At 46.3% G+C, this 18,152-nt stretch carries 11 protein-coding genes; 3 read left to right on the top strand and 8 right to left on the bottom strand.

The window, feature by feature from the left end; translation table 11 throughout:
- Positions 1-43 precede the first annotated feature (43 nt).
- A complete protein-coding gene (locus LZG94_RS07970) occupies positions 44-2,158 on the top strand; it encodes a PQQ-binding-like beta-propeller repeat protein (protein ID WP_409013243.1) in 2,115 nt (704 codons plus the stop codon).
- Between the two features lie 112 nt (positions 2,159-2,270).
- Positions 2,271-2,909 (top strand): hypothetical protein, encoded by a 639-nt coding sequence (locus tag LZG94_RS07965; RefSeq protein ID WP_233791389.1) that lies wholly within the window; start codon positions 2,271-2,273, stop codon positions 2,907-2,909.
- Between the two features lie 12 nt (positions 2,910-2,921).
- On the opposite strand, the gene LZG94_RS07960 is transcribed toward LZG94_RS07965, so the two are convergent.
- The 6 genes from LZG94_RS07960 to LZG94_RS07935 form a co-directional block, all read right to left on the bottom strand.
- Complete coding sequence (locus LZG94_RS07960; protein WP_233791388.1) at positions 2,922-3,854, bottom strand: aldo/keto reductase; 933 nt, start codon at positions 3,852-3,854, stop codon at positions 2,922-2,924.
- Positions 3,855-3,981: 127 nt separating this feature from the next.
- Positions 3,982-4,407, bottom strand: a complete 426-nt coding sequence (locus LZG94_RS07955) for a hypothetical protein (RefSeq protein ID WP_233791387.1) — start codon at positions 4,405-4,407, stop codon at positions 3,982-3,984.
- 11 nt (positions 4,408-4,418) lie between these two features.
- Positions 4,419-4,775: a hypothetical protein gene (locus tag LZG94_RS07950; RefSeq protein WP_215232903.1), complete on the bottom strand. Its 357-nt coding sequence runs from the start codon at positions 4,773-4,775 to the stop codon at positions 4,419-4,421.
- 188 nt (positions 4,776-4,963) lie between these two features.
- A complete protein-coding gene (locus LZG94_RS07945) occupies positions 4,964-5,299 on the bottom strand; it encodes a hypothetical protein (RefSeq protein ID WP_233791386.1) in 336 nt (111 codons plus the stop codon).
- A gap of 241 nt (positions 5,300-5,540) precedes the next feature.
- Entirely contained in the window at positions 5,541-7,421 is a 1,881-nt protein-coding gene (locus LZG94_RS07940) for a RagB/SusD family nutrient uptake outer membrane protein (RefSeq protein ID WP_233791385.1), read from the bottom strand.
- Positions 7,422-7,430: 9 nt separating this feature from the next.
- Entirely contained in the window at positions 7,431-10,643 is a 3,213-nt protein-coding gene (locus LZG94_RS07935; RefSeq protein ID WP_233791384.1) for a TonB-dependent receptor, read from the bottom strand.
- A gap of 571 nt (positions 10,644-11,214) precedes the next feature.
- Between LZG94_RS07935 and LZG94_RS07930 the strand changes: the two genes are divergently transcribed.
- A complete protein-coding gene (locus LZG94_RS07930; RefSeq protein WP_233791383.1) occupies positions 11,215-12,876 on the top strand; it encodes a tail fiber domain-containing protein in 1,662 nt (553 codons plus the stop codon).
- An 87-nt stretch (positions 12,877-12,963) separates the two neighbouring features.
- Here the strand turns inward: LZG94_RS07930 and LZG94_RS07925 are convergent, their stop codons facing one another.
- Entirely contained in the window at positions 12,964-13,368 is a 405-nt protein-coding gene (locus LZG94_RS07925; protein WP_233791382.1) for a T9SS type A sorting domain-containing protein, read from the bottom strand.
- Positions 13,369-13,374: 6 nt separating this feature from the next.
- Positions 13,375-17,922, bottom strand: a complete 4,548-nt coding sequence (locus LZG94_RS07920) for a hypothetical protein (protein WP_233791381.1) — start codon at positions 17,920-17,922, stop codon at positions 13,375-13,377.
- Positions 17,923-18,152: the final 230 nt, after the last annotated feature.

The following is an 18,152-nucleotide window of genomic DNA, read 5'->3' as shown; positions in this document are numbered from 1 at the left end:
GTTATTCTGTTTTAATCAAAAATTCTCCTGTAAAATCACTTGTATGTTAAAGCGTTTTTTGGGTGCTGTACTCGCCTCAGCGATCCTTTTCGGAGCTACTAATATGTCTCGAAATGGAGACACTGACAGCAAAGAATGGCCTGAATATCTCGGCGGCCCGGGTAGGAACCACTACTCCCCGCTGACACAGATCAATCCCGAAAATGTCAAAAACCTGAAAGTTGCGTGGACATATTCAATGCCGGATTCGGGACAGACGCAGGTGAATCCGATTATTGTCGACGGTACTTTGTATGGCGTCACCTCCACAGTCCAGGCTTTTGCACTCGACGCATTTACAGGAAAACAGAAGTGGATTTTTGGAGATAAATCTAAAAACGGATCCAATACAAGCCGCGGTCTCACCTATTGGAGCGACGGCGACGACAAGCGGATCATGCACGCAATGGGCTCTTTCCTTTATGCGCTCGACGCTAAAACCGGAAAGCCGATAGACAGTTTTGGCGACAATGGAAAGATAGACTTGCATACCGGCTTGCCTGAGATCGCAGCGAAAAAATACATGGTTTCCAACACGCCAGGGACGATTTACCAGGATCTGATCATCATGCCCCTGCGTTTGTCGGAAGATTCAGACGCAGCGCCGGGCGACCTCCGGGCATTTAATGTGCGCACCGGAAAGCTGGTCTGGACATTTCATACCATCCCTTATCCCGGCGAATTTGGCTACGAAACTTTCCCGCCCGATGCATACAAAAATACCTATACTGGCGCGGCCAATAACTGGGCAGGTACAGCCATTGATCGGGAACGTGGTATCCTGTATGTCCCGACCGGCTCGGCAGGTTATGATTTTTATGGGGGAAAAAGAAAAGGTGCAAATCTGTTCGCAAACTGTCTGATCGCGCTTGATGCGAAAACTGGCAAGCGGCTGTGGCACTTTCAGACAATGCACCATGATATGTGGGACCGCGATCTGCCAGCGCCGCCGAACCTGATCACCATTACGAAGGACGGACAAAAAATTGACGCGGTCGCACAGGTCAGCAAGCAGGGTTATGTATTCATTTTCGATCGTGTTACCGGAAAGCCTATCTACCCGATTCGCGAAGTAACTGCCCCTGTCACAGCACTTCCCGGAGAATTTCCATGGCCCACCCAGCCGGTACCGACGAAGCCTGCTTCCTTCGCGAGACAAGCCTACACGCTGACTGAAAATGACATCAGTCCGTACGCGCCCGACCGCGATTCCTTGAAGATGAAGTTTAAAACGTATAAAAAAGCCCTTTTCGCCCCGCCTTCCAAAGAAGGTACGATCATTATGCCTGGCTTCGACGGCGGAGCTGAATGGGGCGGCGCCGCAGCTGATCCGAATGAAGGGATATTATATGTGAACAGCAACGAAATGGCGTGGATACTGACGATGAAAGACACGCCCAAAGCAAGTGAAATGTCCAGTCTTAGTCCTGGCGAAAAGGTTTATACTACTTACTGCACCACCTGCCACGGGCCGCAGCGGCAAGGAAATGCGAAAAGCGGATATCCATCCCTCGTTGATATTGGTTCAAGACGCGACCGCGCATTTGTGAGCCAGATAGTAAGCTCGGGTAAGGGAATGATGCCAGGGTTTCCAATGCTGACCGCAGACGAAAAACAGGCTTTGGTTTCGTTTCTATTCGGTGATGAAAAAGTGGAAGCAGCGTCGGAGGTAGCGGCTTCGGACAAAATTTATCTGCCCTATCAAAGCACCGGTTACAACAAATTTCTAGACAAAAACGGCCTCCCTGCGATCGCACCGCCGTGGGGAACCCTTAATGCCATTGATCTGAATACGGGCAAATATCTCTGGAAAATTCCGTTCGGAGAGACCGAGTCGCTCAAAGCAAAAGGCGCACCTATGACTGGTAGTGAAAATTACGGAGGGCCGGTGGTCACAGCGAGCGGACTGCTTTTTATCGCCGCGACCAAAGACGGAAAGTTTAGGGTTTATGATAAGAAAAATGGCAGGCTGCTCTGGCAAACAACGCTGCCCGCGGCAGGTTTTGCGACGCCTTCTACTTATGAGGTCAACGGAAAACAATTCGTTGTGATCGCTTGCGGAGGTACGAAGCTCGGGACTAAAAAAGGGAATCAGTATGTGGCTTTTGCTTTACCCTGACGCCTCTTGGCCAATACGTTGGCGAATTCATTCTTACCATTAAATCATTTTTTTAACATATCTCGGGACAATAGGCGATGTTTGAGTTTACACACTTCAAATCTGGTCTGATATGTCTGAGGTTTTCAATAAATCTGTCGCTGCAAGTAAGCGGGAATTGACTTTCATCTACGAAATGCTTTTCTGCGACGAGCTATCTTTTTACGCCCAAACACTCGAAGATCTGACCCCATATCCCTGGTCGGTGCTGTTTGACCCCGCTGCCACGGCACCGGATTTATACGAAGTTATCGACAATTCGGACGACAATTCCCGCGTCAAGCTGCTCGCTTACAACAAGTTGCTTCAAGGTCATCATCCTGTATTACGGCGGGAGATATTGGCTGTAATAGTTGAAGTCGGTTTGCAGAAAGGTCAGGACACGCTGGCCTGCTACCGTGATGGTACAGCGAGATATATTAACCACACCGGCAAAATCGTTTTCTGGGATTCGGTTAATCTCCACTCTAAGGAGCTAACAGACAGGATATTTGACGAAAGTGAAAAAATGATCGCACAACTTGGACCGTGGGAATACGGAAGACTAAATCCTCCAAAACCAGGATTCGCGCGAATCACTTTAATGGCTTCCAACGGATTATACTTTGGTGAAGCAGAAGCCGATACGCTGTTCAGCGACGCGCTGGCGGCTCCGGCTTTGCAGGCAGCTACTGCATTTCTTGGCTATATTACCACGAAAATCACTAAATGAGCAGTTGGATTATTATAGAGCTTCCACGAATTTCACCATCATTTTCCGTGCATTACTGTCTGGTAATTTGCCCGCGGCGGCGCCCAGGTTATCTGCCAGATGCTTCACATCGGATGTACCCGGTATCACGCAGGTTACCGCTTCGTGACTGACTATATATTTCAGGAAGAATTGCGCCCACGTCCTAATATCGTATTCCGAAGCCCAATCGGGCAATTGCTTGCCTTTCACCGCCCTGAATAAAGCGCCTTGCTCAAACGGTTCGTTGATCAAAACGGCCACGTTATTGTCTTTCGCTGCATTCAGCAGGCTCGTTTCCGCATTTCTGGACCTTATGGAATAGTTAAACTGCACGAAATCCACCGCCTTCGATTTCACGATCTGTTCCAGTTTTGAATGCGCGGAATCCGTGTAATGCGTGATCCCTATGTACCTGATTTTCCCCTGCGCCTTCCAGTCTTTGAGCGTTTTCAAATGCGTTTCCCAATCAAGCAAATTATGTATTTGCATGAGATCCAGTTTGGAGCGTTTCATTTTTTTTAGCGAATCATTCATTTGATCAATACCTGCCTGCCGGCCGCTGGTCCAGACTTTGGTGGCGAAGAAAAACTGGTCGTTGAGTTTGAGCTCGCTCGTCAGATCGCCGATCACCTGCTCGGCGCGACCATACATCGGAGAAGCGTCGATCACTTTTCCTCCCAACTCATTCATTTTTGAAAGCACGTCGCGAAGTTCACTCCGCTCTTCCTTTGAAGTCCCCACATCGAATTGTTGCCAGGAACCCAGTCCTACAACCGGGAGTTTTTCACCCGTAGATGGTATCTTACGATTGATCAGCATAGCAGGTAAATGGGTTGCGGCGGCAGCAAATGGATCCAGTAGCAGGGCAGCACCCGTCGCTCCTAATCCTTGCAGCGCCTTTCTTCTTGATAGTATCGTTTTCATTCGGCAAATATTTTCAGTTATCAATTTACACAACAAAACGATTTAGTAAACCCAAAACCTTCACAAACAGAAAAGGAGCCAGATAGTCTGGCCCCTTTTACTACACTATACACCAAAACTCCAACAATCACTTTCTTTCAATACTGAGGTCAACTTTGTAATCTTCCAGCTTCGGTGCGAGATTAGAAATAGGATAAGGAGATACTTCGCTTACCCGCAAAATGAATTCTTTATCACCAAACTTGAATACCTGAAAATCTGCTTTTTTGTCTCCCTTCACTGTAAAGTCTAAGTGTGTCTGGTTCGCTCCGTCGGAGATATCAAAGTTGATCTTAACATCCCCCAGGGTAATGCATAGCACATCTTTGGGGCAGCGGGTATCAACAATCTCGCGAACATCAACTTTCAAATCTGCTCCGGCTATGCTCATTGTCGCGGCCTTCCGGTAAGGTATGCTTGCTGATTGAACTTCATTTTGCGGTACTGCTGCGTCTTTTTTGTCGCAGGCGATCACACTCATGCAGATCAATGCTAATAGAATTACTTTTTTCATGGATATATAGATTAAAATGGAAGCTCATATTCTTTGGTGACAGGTTTGGAACTGCGTGTTTTGACTGTGATTCTCGCTTTGAGCGGACTGCCGGTTAGCAGGTAATATTTGATATATTCCTCTTCACTTCGCGCCCAAGATTTGTCTTCGAGATAATATGCTTCGGTGCCAAGTTTTCCAGCTTGGTAAGCCCATTGCTCTACGATATTAGGCTCGAAAGTGACAAATTGCCCCATACTTAAAAACTGAATACCCGGCAGACCGGCATTTCCAAGTTCTGTATTATGCTCTACTGTGACATTAATTGCAGTATTATCTTCAAGATCTTTGACAGACCATTGATCGATAACTGTCTTTTGATTTGCCATATTCAGGATTTTTTTGATTGAACTGGCCCAAAGTAGATAGGGATAAATGGATCAGGCATATCCATTTATTTGAAGGTTGGTTTGAATGATCGGAAGGCAGATCGTCCGAAGATGCACGATAAGGCACAAAAAAAGCCGGAATGAACTTCCGGCTTTCCCATCTGAATGTAAGGCTATTTATAAACACATTACCCTACATTGTTTCCATCTTTATCTAATTTCACCCTGGCACTTTCACTGCCTTTGGCTACTTGCAATTCATAGTATTGCGTATTTTTTTGGTCAGTTACCAGAAACGCTTTCTTTACAGTCCAACCCGCGAAATCGTCGCTTTTAATGGTTTTCTTAATTCCTTCCGGCAAATCTTCCGGCTTTACCGCTACCTTATCTTCCTTCGCATTTTTCTTAGTGGTCGACGTCGTTGTCTCAGTTTGTTGAGCTGCGTCTTTTTCAGCAGTTTGTGCCTGCACTGAGGCAAAAGAAATAAGCGTTAAGGTAAATGCCGATACTATTAGCTTTTTCATAATCTATGTTTTTTAGACAATTGATATTTGACTCCTGTGCATCCGCACTTGTTTTTTTCAATAATAGCTTTGTGCCAAAATGACTAACTATTTGATTTATATTAATTTACAAAAAAGCATTTAAGTGCTGAGTGGTTACATATCTCTACGTTTTGTAGGAATTTTCTTCAAAATCCGGTTTTAAACGACAAACCCCACGCCTTCTCAGACGCGGGGTTTGCCTATTTAATCTGAAACACTGTTACTTGTCGTAACCTGGATTCTGTATCAACTTGGCGTTTCTATTGATTTCATCCCTACTGAATGGGCGGAAATACATTTTGTCAAGCCAAGTCCTGTTTTCGTGAGACTTCTCTTCCACCGGCGTATAAGTATAATTGTACACGGTCGGGTTGTAGCGGTAAGGCTCTTTCATCGACTGTCCCGCTTTGAATTTACCCAATACAGTAATGTATTGAAGCGGGCGGCCCAATGTAGCCTGCGCGATCATCCAGCGTCTTGCATCGTGGTAGCGTTGCTCTTCGTAAGCCATTTCAATGCGTCTTTCGTGACGGTAAGCGTCTCTCAATGCAGTTCCTGTGACTTTAATTGCAGGCATACCAGCGCGGAAACGAATCCGGTTCAACCAGGTCAAAGCCTCCGCTTCCTGTCCCAGTTCAATGCTCGCCTCGATGTAGTTGAACACAACCTCGGTTACGCGAAGAAACGGCCACGGAATATTCTGTCTGTCGGTATTATCGTACAACGCAGGGTTAGGATCAACGAATTTGCGCATATAGTAACCTGTGCGGCTACCATTCCAATCTTCAATAGAACTGCTGCGCGTGTCCAGACCTTTGCGGTTGAACAATGTGCCTTTGTCGTCAAGCAGGTCGTAGGAACCTGTCTGGATCTGGTTGGCAGGATCATTTGCATCGGATGGACGTGGTTTCCAGGTCGCTCCGTCGTAAAGCACAGTTGCGTAAAGACGTGGGTCACGGTTTGTATAAGGACTTGCCTTGTGCGTCGGGTTGGTCCATGAAAACGGGGTTCCGTCCATCATTTGGTAATCGTCTACCAGCAAACCGATCGGCGTATTGCCAGCCCAGTTGTGGTATCCGTTTGGTCCGTTGTTCAATCCCATCTGACGCGCAGCTTCATTCAAACTGGCTACAAAATAGCGCCCGAAAATGATCTCGCTCGCAGCAGATCCGTCCACACTTTTATCCAAACTACCACCACCCATTGAAATGGACACGTAGTTCTGTTTGCCTTGCTCGGGAGTTACAGGGGCGGTCAGATTCAACTTGTATCCGCCTGTGCTTGCATCCAATGCCACTTTTGCAGCCGTTTGTGCTGCTTGCCAGCGTGCTTTGCGATCGCCGCTTACGTATCCCAAAAATTCAGGATTCGGATAGGAAGATATCACCGCAGATTTTGTCTTTGCAGTAGGAATATCGTGCAGATCACTCGCTGCATAAAGCAATACGCGTGATTTCAATGCCAAAGCAGCAGTTTCCGTAGCGCGGCCTTTTACCTCCACTTTACCTTTCAGCAACATTGCGGCGCTATCCAGGTTGGTCACCACGAACTTAATGCATTCATCGTAGGTATTTCGCGCCACTGAGTAGTCCTCATTCAGGTTGTAAACCCTGGTGATAATAGGAACAGCCCCGTAGTAACGCAGCAATTGCTGGTAGTAATAGGCTCTCAGAAAGTACGATTCCCCCATCAGGCGCGCTTTCAGCGTTTCATCTGTAAAAGTCGCAGTTTGCAGGTTTTGAATAGCCAGGTTGGTAGCGCGGATCCGCGTGTACATAGGTCCCCAGCCATAAGTATCGTCGACCCAACCCAAATTGGACGGACTCAAACTTCCTTCATTCACTGTATTAATGTTTCTACCGGTGTGGGTAAAAACGGCTTCGTCGGTCAGGGATGCAAGCATTTGCTCACTAAAACCTCCCTGTTGCAGCCCCTGGTAAATACCAGTAACAAATCCTTCTGCAAGCGGCCCTTCTTTCCAAACTTCCTCACTCGGAATTTCGGTCGGTGGGGTCACATCCAGGAATTCAGTATCGCAGGACACGAGCCCGGTTGTGGCAAGTGCTGCTAGAAATATCCAATTTTTATAACTCAATTTCATGATTGTTTCTTAAAAAGTTACACGTACACCAGCATTCAGAATGCGGGATTGAGGGTAATACTGACCGTTTGAAGAAGTCGCCTCAGGATCCCAGATCTTGATTTTGTCAATGGTGAACAAATTCAATCCGTTAACATAAACTCTCAGGTTACCCAAACCAAGCTTGCTGCCCACTTCGGAAGGAAGGTTGTAGCCAAGCTCGATGTTTTTCAGACGCAAATAATTGTTGCTTCTCAGGAAATACGTGTTAGCTCCGGCATTGTCGAAGTTGGTATAATAGGTATTGTTCCTGTTGGCAAGACGCGGCTCAGTTGAGCTTGGATTATCGATCGTCCAACGGTTGTCATAAGCATATTTCAGGTAGTTACCAATATCACCCGATTCTGTCTGGCCAATGTATTGAAGCCCGCCCAATGTTCCCTGGAACAACAGTGACAAATCGAATGCTTTGTACCCAAAATTCATATTCATACCACCTGTAAACTGCGGGCGGTTTGTTTTATCAGAGCGAACCTTATCGTCAGCCGTGATCCTCTTATCTCCGTTCACATCCTGGAACTTCATATCACCGGGACGAATAGAACCTGTGATACCTGAGTAATCCAACGGGTTGGCATCGATTTCAGCCTGGTCGCGGAACACGCCATCATATTGGTATGCAAGAAACGCAGTGTATGGTCTTCCGGTAGTTTGCTGATAAGTCGGCGCGCCGGGCGTTTCATCCCAGTACTTGATCTTATTTTTAGCATAACCTCCATTTACACCAACAGAATAGGTAAAGTCACCTGCATTTCCGTCGTAGCTCACTTTAAATTCCCATCCTTTGTTTTGCAGCTTACCCAGGTTTTGAGGAGGAAGTTTTCCGTCGATACCTGCCGAAGATGGCGTTGAACCAGCTTTCGGGATCAGGATATTGGAACGGTTGTTCACAAAGTAATCGAATTCAAAAGCAACGCGGTCACGGAACAACGTACCCTCGATACCGAAGTTGGAGTTGTTGGCAACTTCCCAGGTAAAGTTCTGGTTCGCAACACGGGTTTCAAGCAGCGTTTTAGCAACCTGATCGTTGATAATGTACGATCCGAAGCCCATTGTAGACAGGTACTGGTATTCAGCAAGTGTTTCTGTACCGATCAAATAAGGCTCAGCACCCATTTGTCCCCACGATCCGCGGATTTTCACGTTGTTCATGAAACGGATATTGTTCTTCCAGAAATCCTCTTCCGAAATCCTCCAACCCGCAGATACGCCCGGGAAAAATCCGAAACGACCTTCTTTCGGGAATACATAAGAACCATCGACGCGCCAAAGGAATTCAGCAAGATACTTTTCCTTATAGTTGTAACCCGCGCGACCGAAGTAGCTCAAACGTGCGCGTTTGAACAGATCAAAATTGTCGATATTCTGCTCAGCAGCACCACCGGCGAACAACTGGTCAACCACAGGTGAAATGAAGTAGCGACGGAAAGCAAAAAATCCATCCGCATCAACAGTCTCACGCTGGATACCAGCCATTACATTGAAATTGTGATTGTTAATGGTCTTTTCATAAGAAACCTGACCTGTCAGCTGGATCGAAAGCTCCTGAGAAGCGTTCTCGGTCAGCCTTGGATCACTGAATGTAGAACGAACTGATCCTACCAGAACCGGCGTAACACCGTCAGCCTCGTAAGTCGTTTTATCCCAGTTGTAAAGCGTCCAAGGCTTCTGGAAAGATTTCTGGCGGCGCAACTGCTTATCCAAAGCGGCCATCGCTGTTACTTTCAAACCTTCCACACCCGGAATAAGCGCCTCGATCGTACCATTTGTTTGAATATAGTCTCTCTTGTCGTTATTATAACCAGTTGCATTGGTCGTAATGATCGCAGGGTTCTGACCATTTTCAATATCACGTCCCGGCCGACCGTCTGGCCAGATTGCGATTTCAGTAGGCTTTCCGCGCATCAACATCCGGAAGATATCACCTGCACCTCCACCATTCGGGAAGTGACGGAATTCTTCACGCAATGCAACACCCAGATTCGCACTTACATATTTATTGATTTTGGTATCAAGATTGATACGCATATCATATTGTTTGTAACCGGTCGCAGAGTTCACATAGTTACCCTCCTGATTGATATAACCAAGGGAAGCCAGGTACTTTATATTCTCGCTACCACCAGTCAATTGCAGGTTGTGGCGCTGCTGCGGTGACCATTTCCGGATCACCTCGCTATACCAGTCTGTATTTGGGTGGATCAAAGGATCGCTTCCGTTTCTAAAAGCTTGAAGATCAGCAGGAGTATATACCGCGCTCAGCACATTTCCGTTGTCGGTACGTGTGTAAGCCCCATTTGTATTGAATCCCTGCAAAGCACCGCCCCACTGTCCCACAGGCAGGTTATCATAGATCTGCAACTCGTTACGGATCGTCGCATATTCAGCTGCATTTGACATTTCAGGCAGGCGCGTTGGTTGTGCTATACCCATATTCAAATCGTAAGCCAGCTGTGGTTTGCCCGTTTTTCCTCTTTTAGTTGTGATCAAAATAACCCCGTTACCAGCGCGGGAACCGTAAATCGCGGCTGCCGCATCTTTTAAAACAGAGATACTTTCGATATCAGCAGGATTCAAACGGTCGAGACCACCACTACGGTTAGGTACTCCGTCCACAACGATCAATGCATTGCTGTTACCCAGGGAGTTGGTACCGCGGATACGAATTGCGGACCCGTCATAACCCGGCTCGCCGCTCGCCTGCACAGTAGAAACACCCGGTAAGCGACCGCCCAATGTATTGGAGAGGTTGGCTGCCGGTGCTTTTTGAAGCTCAGCTCCTTTTACTGCTGTAACTGAACCTGTTAGGGTTGCTTTTTTCGCAGTACCATAACCTACAACAACTACTTCGTCGAGTGCTTTGGTATCTGCAAGCATTTTAACATCCAGGCTCGCCCTGTTTCCCAGCGGAATTTCCTGGGTGATATAACCGATAAAAGAAAAAACCAGTGTCGCAGATCCCGGTACATTTACCGTATAATTTCCTTCCAGGTCAGTCACTGTACCGACCGTAGTCCCCTTCACAACCACACTCACACCGGGCAGGCCCTGCCCCTGTTCATCATTAACTTTTCCCTTGAGTGCCACATCCTGTGCGAATGCGCCTACGCTGACCAGAAAGGTCAGGACAAGAGAATAAAAGTACCGTGTCAGGTTCCGGTCCCTTCTTTTAGAAATTCTCATAGATTAAGTAAAATTTGGTAGATAGTAAAAAAATAGGTAAAACATTAAATTCTGCTGTCACACTGCTCCGTCATTCACCTCCTTTGTCTGTGTCTTTTATACACAATTAATTCAACAAAAAGTTACATACTGTTTATTTCCCAAGAACGAAATCGTTGTCAGGATTATTGGTCAAGAAATTTTTGAGGTGGGTAAATGCAAAAAGAAAGGGATACTCATTTCAAACTATCGGTTCTTCGTATTATCCAAGAACGTAACTGCGGGTACAAAAAGATATGAAATTATTCACATAAACAAGGATTCCAGCTATCTGACTATGATTTCTTGGAAATTAACCATAGGTTACTTGACGTATACCGGGTACAGTTTAGATAATTGCAGGTTTATAATGCCGTAATCCTATTTCGTTTCCGCGCCTTCTCCCGGCGCCGTCACCGTTGCTTCACTCAGCGTGGACTCTGAGTAATCGCATTCTCTTCTTATTGCGGAACGCCCCTACATTGAGCGCTATTGACCTTTCGCGACCGGACGTTCCGGAACGCTTTCAGTTCACACTAATTTTTAAGGTACTATGAGAAAAACCTATTTTACAATGGCGCTGCTGTGCATTTGCCTCGCATTTACATGTCATGCCCAACTTCCACGCAACTATTTTAATTTTCAGGGAGTAGCCAGAGATGCGGCCGGAAAGGTCGTCGCTAATCAAAATGTCTCTGTAAGGCTGGGCATTCATCCGCTTTTGAACCCTTACGTTTTCCGTGAAAAGCATAGTGTACAGACAAATGCGCACGGAATTTTCACTTTGCAGGTTGGATCAGGGGAACTGATAAGTGGAAATTTCTTCACCATCAACTGGCAATCGGGCTCCTACCAGATAAACATTGAGATTGATATAACAGGAGGCGAGAACTATGTCAGCCTTGGGTCGACGCAATTGCTGAGTGTACCTTATGCTATTCATGCAAAACAGGCAGACGGATGGAAGGATTACGATGCCATCGTCCAAAGCGGCGATTTCCAATTCGGGCCGCCGCTTCCTGATCAGCTACCGGGCACCAGGCTAATCTGGTATCCTAAAAAAGCCGCTTTCCGCGCGGGATTAATCACTGGCAATGCCTGGAATAATGTGAACATAGGGGAATACACGACGGCTTTCGGATACAATACGCAGGCTTCGGGCCAATATGCATTTGCGGTCGGTGCGTGGAGTTTGGCGGGTGGGGAAGCTTCTTTTGCAGCCGGAAATGGCAGCGCAGCAAATGCAACCAACTCGATGGTGGGTGGATTACAGAACCAGGCCAACGGAGAGTCGGCATTTTCTGTCGGCAGTCACAATAATTCAAAAGGCAACGGATCCGCCACGATCGGGATTCAGAATATAGCTCACGCAGTGGGCTCCATTGCAACTGGGAATAGCACCCAGGCGTCCGGCGACGGTTCTTTCAGTTCTGGTCAAAATACTTTTGCAAAAGCTTTTGGCTCAGCGACTTTCGGGGCGTATAACAATGTGCAGGATAATCCGGTCGGAGCTACTAGTGCCGACGCACGCGATGCTGACAGAATTTTTCAGATCGGCAACGGAGGAGGGCCAGCGGATTTATCAAATGCATTGACTGTACTAAGGAGCGGCAATATTGGTGTGGGAAATAGCGTATTGATACCACAATTTATCCTCGATATAGGCGGGCGCCCCCGCGTCAGGCACGGTGCTGAAACAGCAGGGATTTTCTTTGATGATTCGGAGCATAACCCCAATGCGTTTGTCGGTATGAGAAATAACAGCGAAATGGGTTTTTACCTGGGTCAAGATTGGCGGTTCTATGTCAATGCAGGCGGAGGCGCAACGCTGGTCGGCGCCCTCGACCAGGTTTCGGACCGCCGGCTCAAAAAGGATTTCAGCCAGCTTACAAATAGCCTGGACAAGATTTCCAAAGTAACCGGATACCATTACCGCTGGACGAACAAGAAACTGAGTGAGAGTATTCAGACTGGTGTCATTGCTCAGGAAATCGAAGCAATCTTCCCGGAACTGGTCAATACGAATGCCGAAGGGTATAAAGCAGTAAATTACATCGGCCTGATCCCGCATCTGATCGAATCTGTGAAAGATCTTAAAGCGGAGAATGAAGAACTCAAAAAAGTGCTCGGCAGGGTTGCACAGCTGGAAGCGAGCATGGGTGAGTTGCTGAAAATTGCCGGTGAAAAACGCTCGCCTGAGGCGCAGGTAAAGTGACGTTGGGTTATGGTGGGTTTATTTAGACACGACAAAAGAGCTGCCGGAAATCCGGCAGCTCTTTTGTCGTTTTTTACATACTTACTACTATTTTTTGACAACCAACTTTTGGGAATATATTTGATTTTCTCTTGTGATAACAATGACATAAGTTCCGCTGGTGAATTTCGAAACATTCAACTTTTGCCCGGCTGACCAGTTGCGTTTATTCATCAACAAGCCCGCCTGGTTATAAATCTTCATTTCAAATCCTTCTCCCAATACTCTTTCAGCTACGCCTTTCACAGTAATTGCGACGTCGTTACTGGCCGGATTTGGAAAGAATACAAGTTCTGACCTAAAAAGTAGAGTAGCTTCCTGCTGGTCAGGATAGAAGAAAATCTTGCTATCATGTTTGGCTCCAACCTCTTCCGCCGGTTGTTGTGCTAATACTTTTCCGCAAGTAAATACAGCTGTCAGAAGATAAAATTTCAATAAAGAGGTCTTGTTCATAACTTTTTAGTTTGGGAATTCGTAGTGGAACTTAATAATCTTTTTGGCACCGATAGTCCGGCTTGGGAAGACGGGGTTGGATGGTTCGGGATGGAACTCCCGACTGAATGACCAATCGTCCTCTCCTATTTTACGTTTATACTCTACGCCTGAAACAGTGATGGCAGGGTGGGCTTTCGGATCTGCGCAGCCATCGCATTGAGCCATATCAAGGATTTCCAGCTGGATGACATAGTCCCCAGCCTGGTCCAGTAATTGTCCATTCAGCTCGTTACCATTGATCAGTTGGCCCTCGCCTGGGACGAAACCAACTTGTAGCCAGGTATCTGCATCGACTGTCCCAATGCCGGAAAATCCAGTTTGTCCATCAGGCCTCTGCACGGTAATCAGATAATGATAAAATCCACCGGTGATATGTGGATCATTATTGTCAACCCTCAGCTCAAAGCCAAGATCAAATTCCATCGGCTCTTTTTCAGTATTAAAGAATCCAGTTATTTTTTCAGCCATACATGAATTCTCTGCTAACGGGGTGACAGTCCAGAAAATCGGACTGTTAAAATCGAGGTTGTTCAATGTAAAGCTTGTGCCTGTAATCGGCTGGTCTACTAGCTTCGAAGGCGCACCATCAACTTTGGCCATTAATTGCACCGTAGTAATTCCGGCTGGCAGCTCCCAGCTCAATACGACCGAGTTATTCGGTCCGAGCTTCACGCCATCTACGTTGTTCGGACTTAAGTTGAATGGAGATGGTGGCAAAACAGCATAATCGCCGACGAATTGGGGACCAAAAATCCACTCTCCATTACCACCCATGACACCGGCCTCCACTGTAAATACATATTTATTAGGAAACTCCGATGCGCCATTTATGTTGGCCCCAGTAAACCCTGTTTGAAAATTCGCAACTACTCCTTGGGTAGCTGCATTGGTCCCCTTCACCCTATAACTCTGGGCACCTGGCACTTCCTTCCAATGCAATGCTAGCTGACTACCTGCCTTTATACAATCAATATGTTCAACCTCAGGCTTGGGAGCCAGATCCTTGTCCACGATAAAGCTAAACCAGCCAGGTGAGGCCCCTTCTTCTTCCTGCAAAATAAAAGGAGGTGTGGCTTTTTTGCGCTGGATAAATGTCCACTCATATGACTTTTTGTCTTCCAGACCTATCAGCCCCTGGATTCCAATGGGGTAATGTGCAAAGCTCGAATCAATTTCTAACGCCTTGTCCTCATACAAGGGCTCACGGAAACTGTATTGATAGTAGTCGGCGCGCGGAAGAAACTCCTTTTTGGCACGTACCATAATTTCCTCACCAAATAGAGGCACGTGCGTACCATCAGCAGGTGAATGTAACTTGATCTTTGGAATGTCTGTCTTGAAATTGCGTGTCTCTGTCCACTGGCCATAGACATTTGGAAACGCCTCCTTTTCCTCTTCGCTTAGCAATATGATCGAACCTTGCGGCAACACATGCACGGCGTTCTCGGAACCCAGCCGCTGACGCGCAGCAATCGCATAACTATACGGTGTATCCTTAGATAAAGCCAGCTCCGTATGAGCAGGATTACTGGAATTGTCTTCGTCGAAGGCAATATCTATGGCAACATCTTGCTCCGAAACGGTTCCGGTATGGTCTATTACATGTATATCATAGCCGCGCGCGCCAGGAACGCTGCCCCAGTTAAATGGAGTAGCCCACGCTGCTACCAATTTGTTATTCAGCGGGCTCATACTCACAGGCGCTAATACAGATTCTGTATGAAGTTCGTAAGTAAGTGTCCACTTCTTTTTGTTGAGCAGCGACTCACAAAAGGCAGGATCATCCGTGGTGGAGCAGTGCTGACGAGATTCCGGGCCATTCGCAAGGTGGGAACGAACATAATAAGTTTGTTCTGCTTCAAGATTTACTTCGCCATAACTCATACTGGTCTGGTGGTCTGGCGACGCATTGCTGACAAAGCGATGGACTGGAAACTCGTTTTCATTAAAAGTGCTGCTTTTGCTAACCTCAAACAACCGGTAGCTTTCATACAGAGGATATTCGACTTCAACCCCAACCTTGACTGGCCAGGGGTAGACACTCGTTCCGTCTTCTGGAGAATGCGCCAATGTCGAAGCGTACTCCGGCAAACCCAGCACCGCTGCCCATGCATCGTAAAAGGCAATGTGCTCCTTGGATTTAGCGTGGTAATGAATCGGATCCAGGTCGTGGAGTGTAGTCATTGTTGCCTGACGGAATTGCTCCAGAGAAGCATTTATGTCGATTGATCTCGAAGCTTCAAAGATTACCTTCAAAACTAGGTCTTCTTTCACGGGATTTACAAAGTAAGTCTTGCTGCCCGGTTCATTATTAGTATGCCCTACGTCCTGCCCATTTTCGTCCTCAGTTCCGTGCACCAGCAGATAGTAAAACAGATTGAGAAATCCGCTGTTATTTTTGATCTTCCCTGGCTTCCAGTTTTCCCCAAATAACTTAGCCGGCTGTCCCGATAACTTTGGATTGGTAAAGTTCATGATCAGCTCGGGGTCAGCTGTTTCCTCATAAAGTGTCCAAATATTATTTGCATTGGCATTTTGAAGTGCTCGTTCGTAATCCCTTTTGATCGCCAAAGCGAATATGTTGGCAATTCCAGCCTTCCAAATCCTGTTATCCTCGTTGAAGTTATTTAATGTTGGAGATGGAAAGTTTTTGAAAAGACTAACGGCAAGCGAGTAAGTACGACTCACCTCATCCCGGCAGGCGGATTTCTTGTTGTAATTGTAATAAAAGTTTGCAAAGTTGCTTAATGACGCCAGATCCGTGTCTGGAAATTCCGGATCTGCTAGAATGTTAAATATGTATACCTTCCCATTCCCATCCACCCCATTGTGCCCAAATTTATCTCTGAACCAATTCCTTGCCTCGATCGTGAACTTGTGGATACTTACTGCTGCCTTTGATTTCAGCGGGTCCAAAGTTTTACCATAAATCTTACTTTCCAAAGGATTTTTATTCATGAACACAATGGGTGTCGTCACATCCTGTTCATCATATTCAAGTGTTTCGATCGTGCCGGGTGCCATGCAATCTTTCAACTGCAATGCTTTCGCACTCTGAGTATCGGGTGTAAGTGATGTTTCCATAGCCGCAAAGCTGAGCTCTCCATTGAACCACGACTCCGCCTGTGCAGTGACAGCACAGTTTGGATTGCTTGTATACGGCGCTGGTCCTACATTAACTGCATACCAGGCTGTCATGATGCGTTTATAAACATCTGAACCTACTGGGTGATTGTTCTTAACTGCAGCTTGCAAGGTCAGTTCACGAAAATCAGGGAGAGTTGTGTTTGGATAAATCTTTCCACTTACGACAGCATCATAGAGGATTTTTAGCGCTAATTCATAGGTAGCATGCTTATCATTCGTTACCAAAGGCTCAGTCAGAAAGAAACCTTTCTCATCGTTATCATCAATATGACCTGACTTTTGAGTATTAAGCAGATAGAACCAGTAATTCAAAACTGTAATGTTTTGAACTATCCGATCTGGTCCATTATACCAGAATTTGCCTTTGTAAGTGCTAGGAAGGCCATGTGGCTTGGGGTCGTTGAATGGTATGCCATATTGGTTTGTAGGAAGAACCCCTAGTTCAGGTTTGGGAATCCATTTAGGGTTCGAGAATTTAGCAGTAGGATCTTCCCAATTAGTGAAGGAAAGGCTCATAATACTACCAAATCCTGTCTTAAGTGTAAATGCCTCATTTCCATCTCCAATCAAACTTGGAGTAACAGAATCAGCCAGCCTAAAACCAATTTGGTAAGCTATGCCAGATTGGCTTGTAAGAGGTAATCCCCCCGTACTTTCAACTGTGAAATAAATTTCTTTAGAATTAAATGGGAAGGAAGGTTCAGACTTCCTTAGCACTATCTTAATAGGTATCAAACCATCCTTATCGATTCCCCCATGCCCGAAGAAATGTTGCATGAAGCTGGTAAAGCTTTGAGCGGCGTGTAGTGCACTTGGTCCATGCTTTGATAAAATGGGGTACGCCGAACTTGGATCTTCCTGCTCATTTAAATTGTGAAGCTTATCGAACAATCCGTTGTAGGTAAGTTGAGGAGCGCCGGGTGGGATTACCGAGGCGAAAGGAAACTCTTGGCCAATAGCTAAGTCCCCCGGCTCACCTACTGCCGTGATTTCAATGGGAGCAAAAAGTCCTATATCCGGGTTTCGGGGAGAACATAGAGCAAACGCAGTTGTATAGTAATTCCCAAATGGAACAGCCAATTCTCCCGGATCATACTCATTTTCAATATACGGCAGGTAGGCTGTTAACCAAACACTCTGCATTTCGTGGTGCAGAGTAGGGACGAGAATCCGTCGATGATGCCAATTGTACAGCACGCCAAACTTGTTATCCGGCGGTGGTTGGAGTGGATCGTAATTTGCTTTGGGATACGAAGGTGGCTCCTGCGTTTGATCCTGTGCCCCGGCGACATTTGTGAAGAACACGGCTAGAAGGAGAAAAAACAGGTCTTTTGCATGCCTGCATACATGTACATTTTTGAACATAGATTGAGATATTAATCGTGAAAAACAGCACGATAATATCTCGAATCAAGCATACCATTTGGCAAAACTAACCAAAGGCATTGCTGCAATTATTGATCGGATTGCAGTGAAAAATAGTTGAAGTGAATTGCTCAAACTAATGTTTTAAATAGCTCGAATAACAACCAGCAATGCAACACTTCTTTGAAATCGTTACCTATATACGTCAATAGTTACTATTAGCAATAACT

Origin of the sequence: Dyadobacter sp. CY343 (assembly GCF_021390335.1) — a bacterium.
GTDB lineage: Bacteria > Bacteroidota > Bacteroidia > Cytophagales > Spirosomataceae > Dyadobacter.
This window is presented reverse-complemented; position numbering and strand designations above follow the sequence as displayed.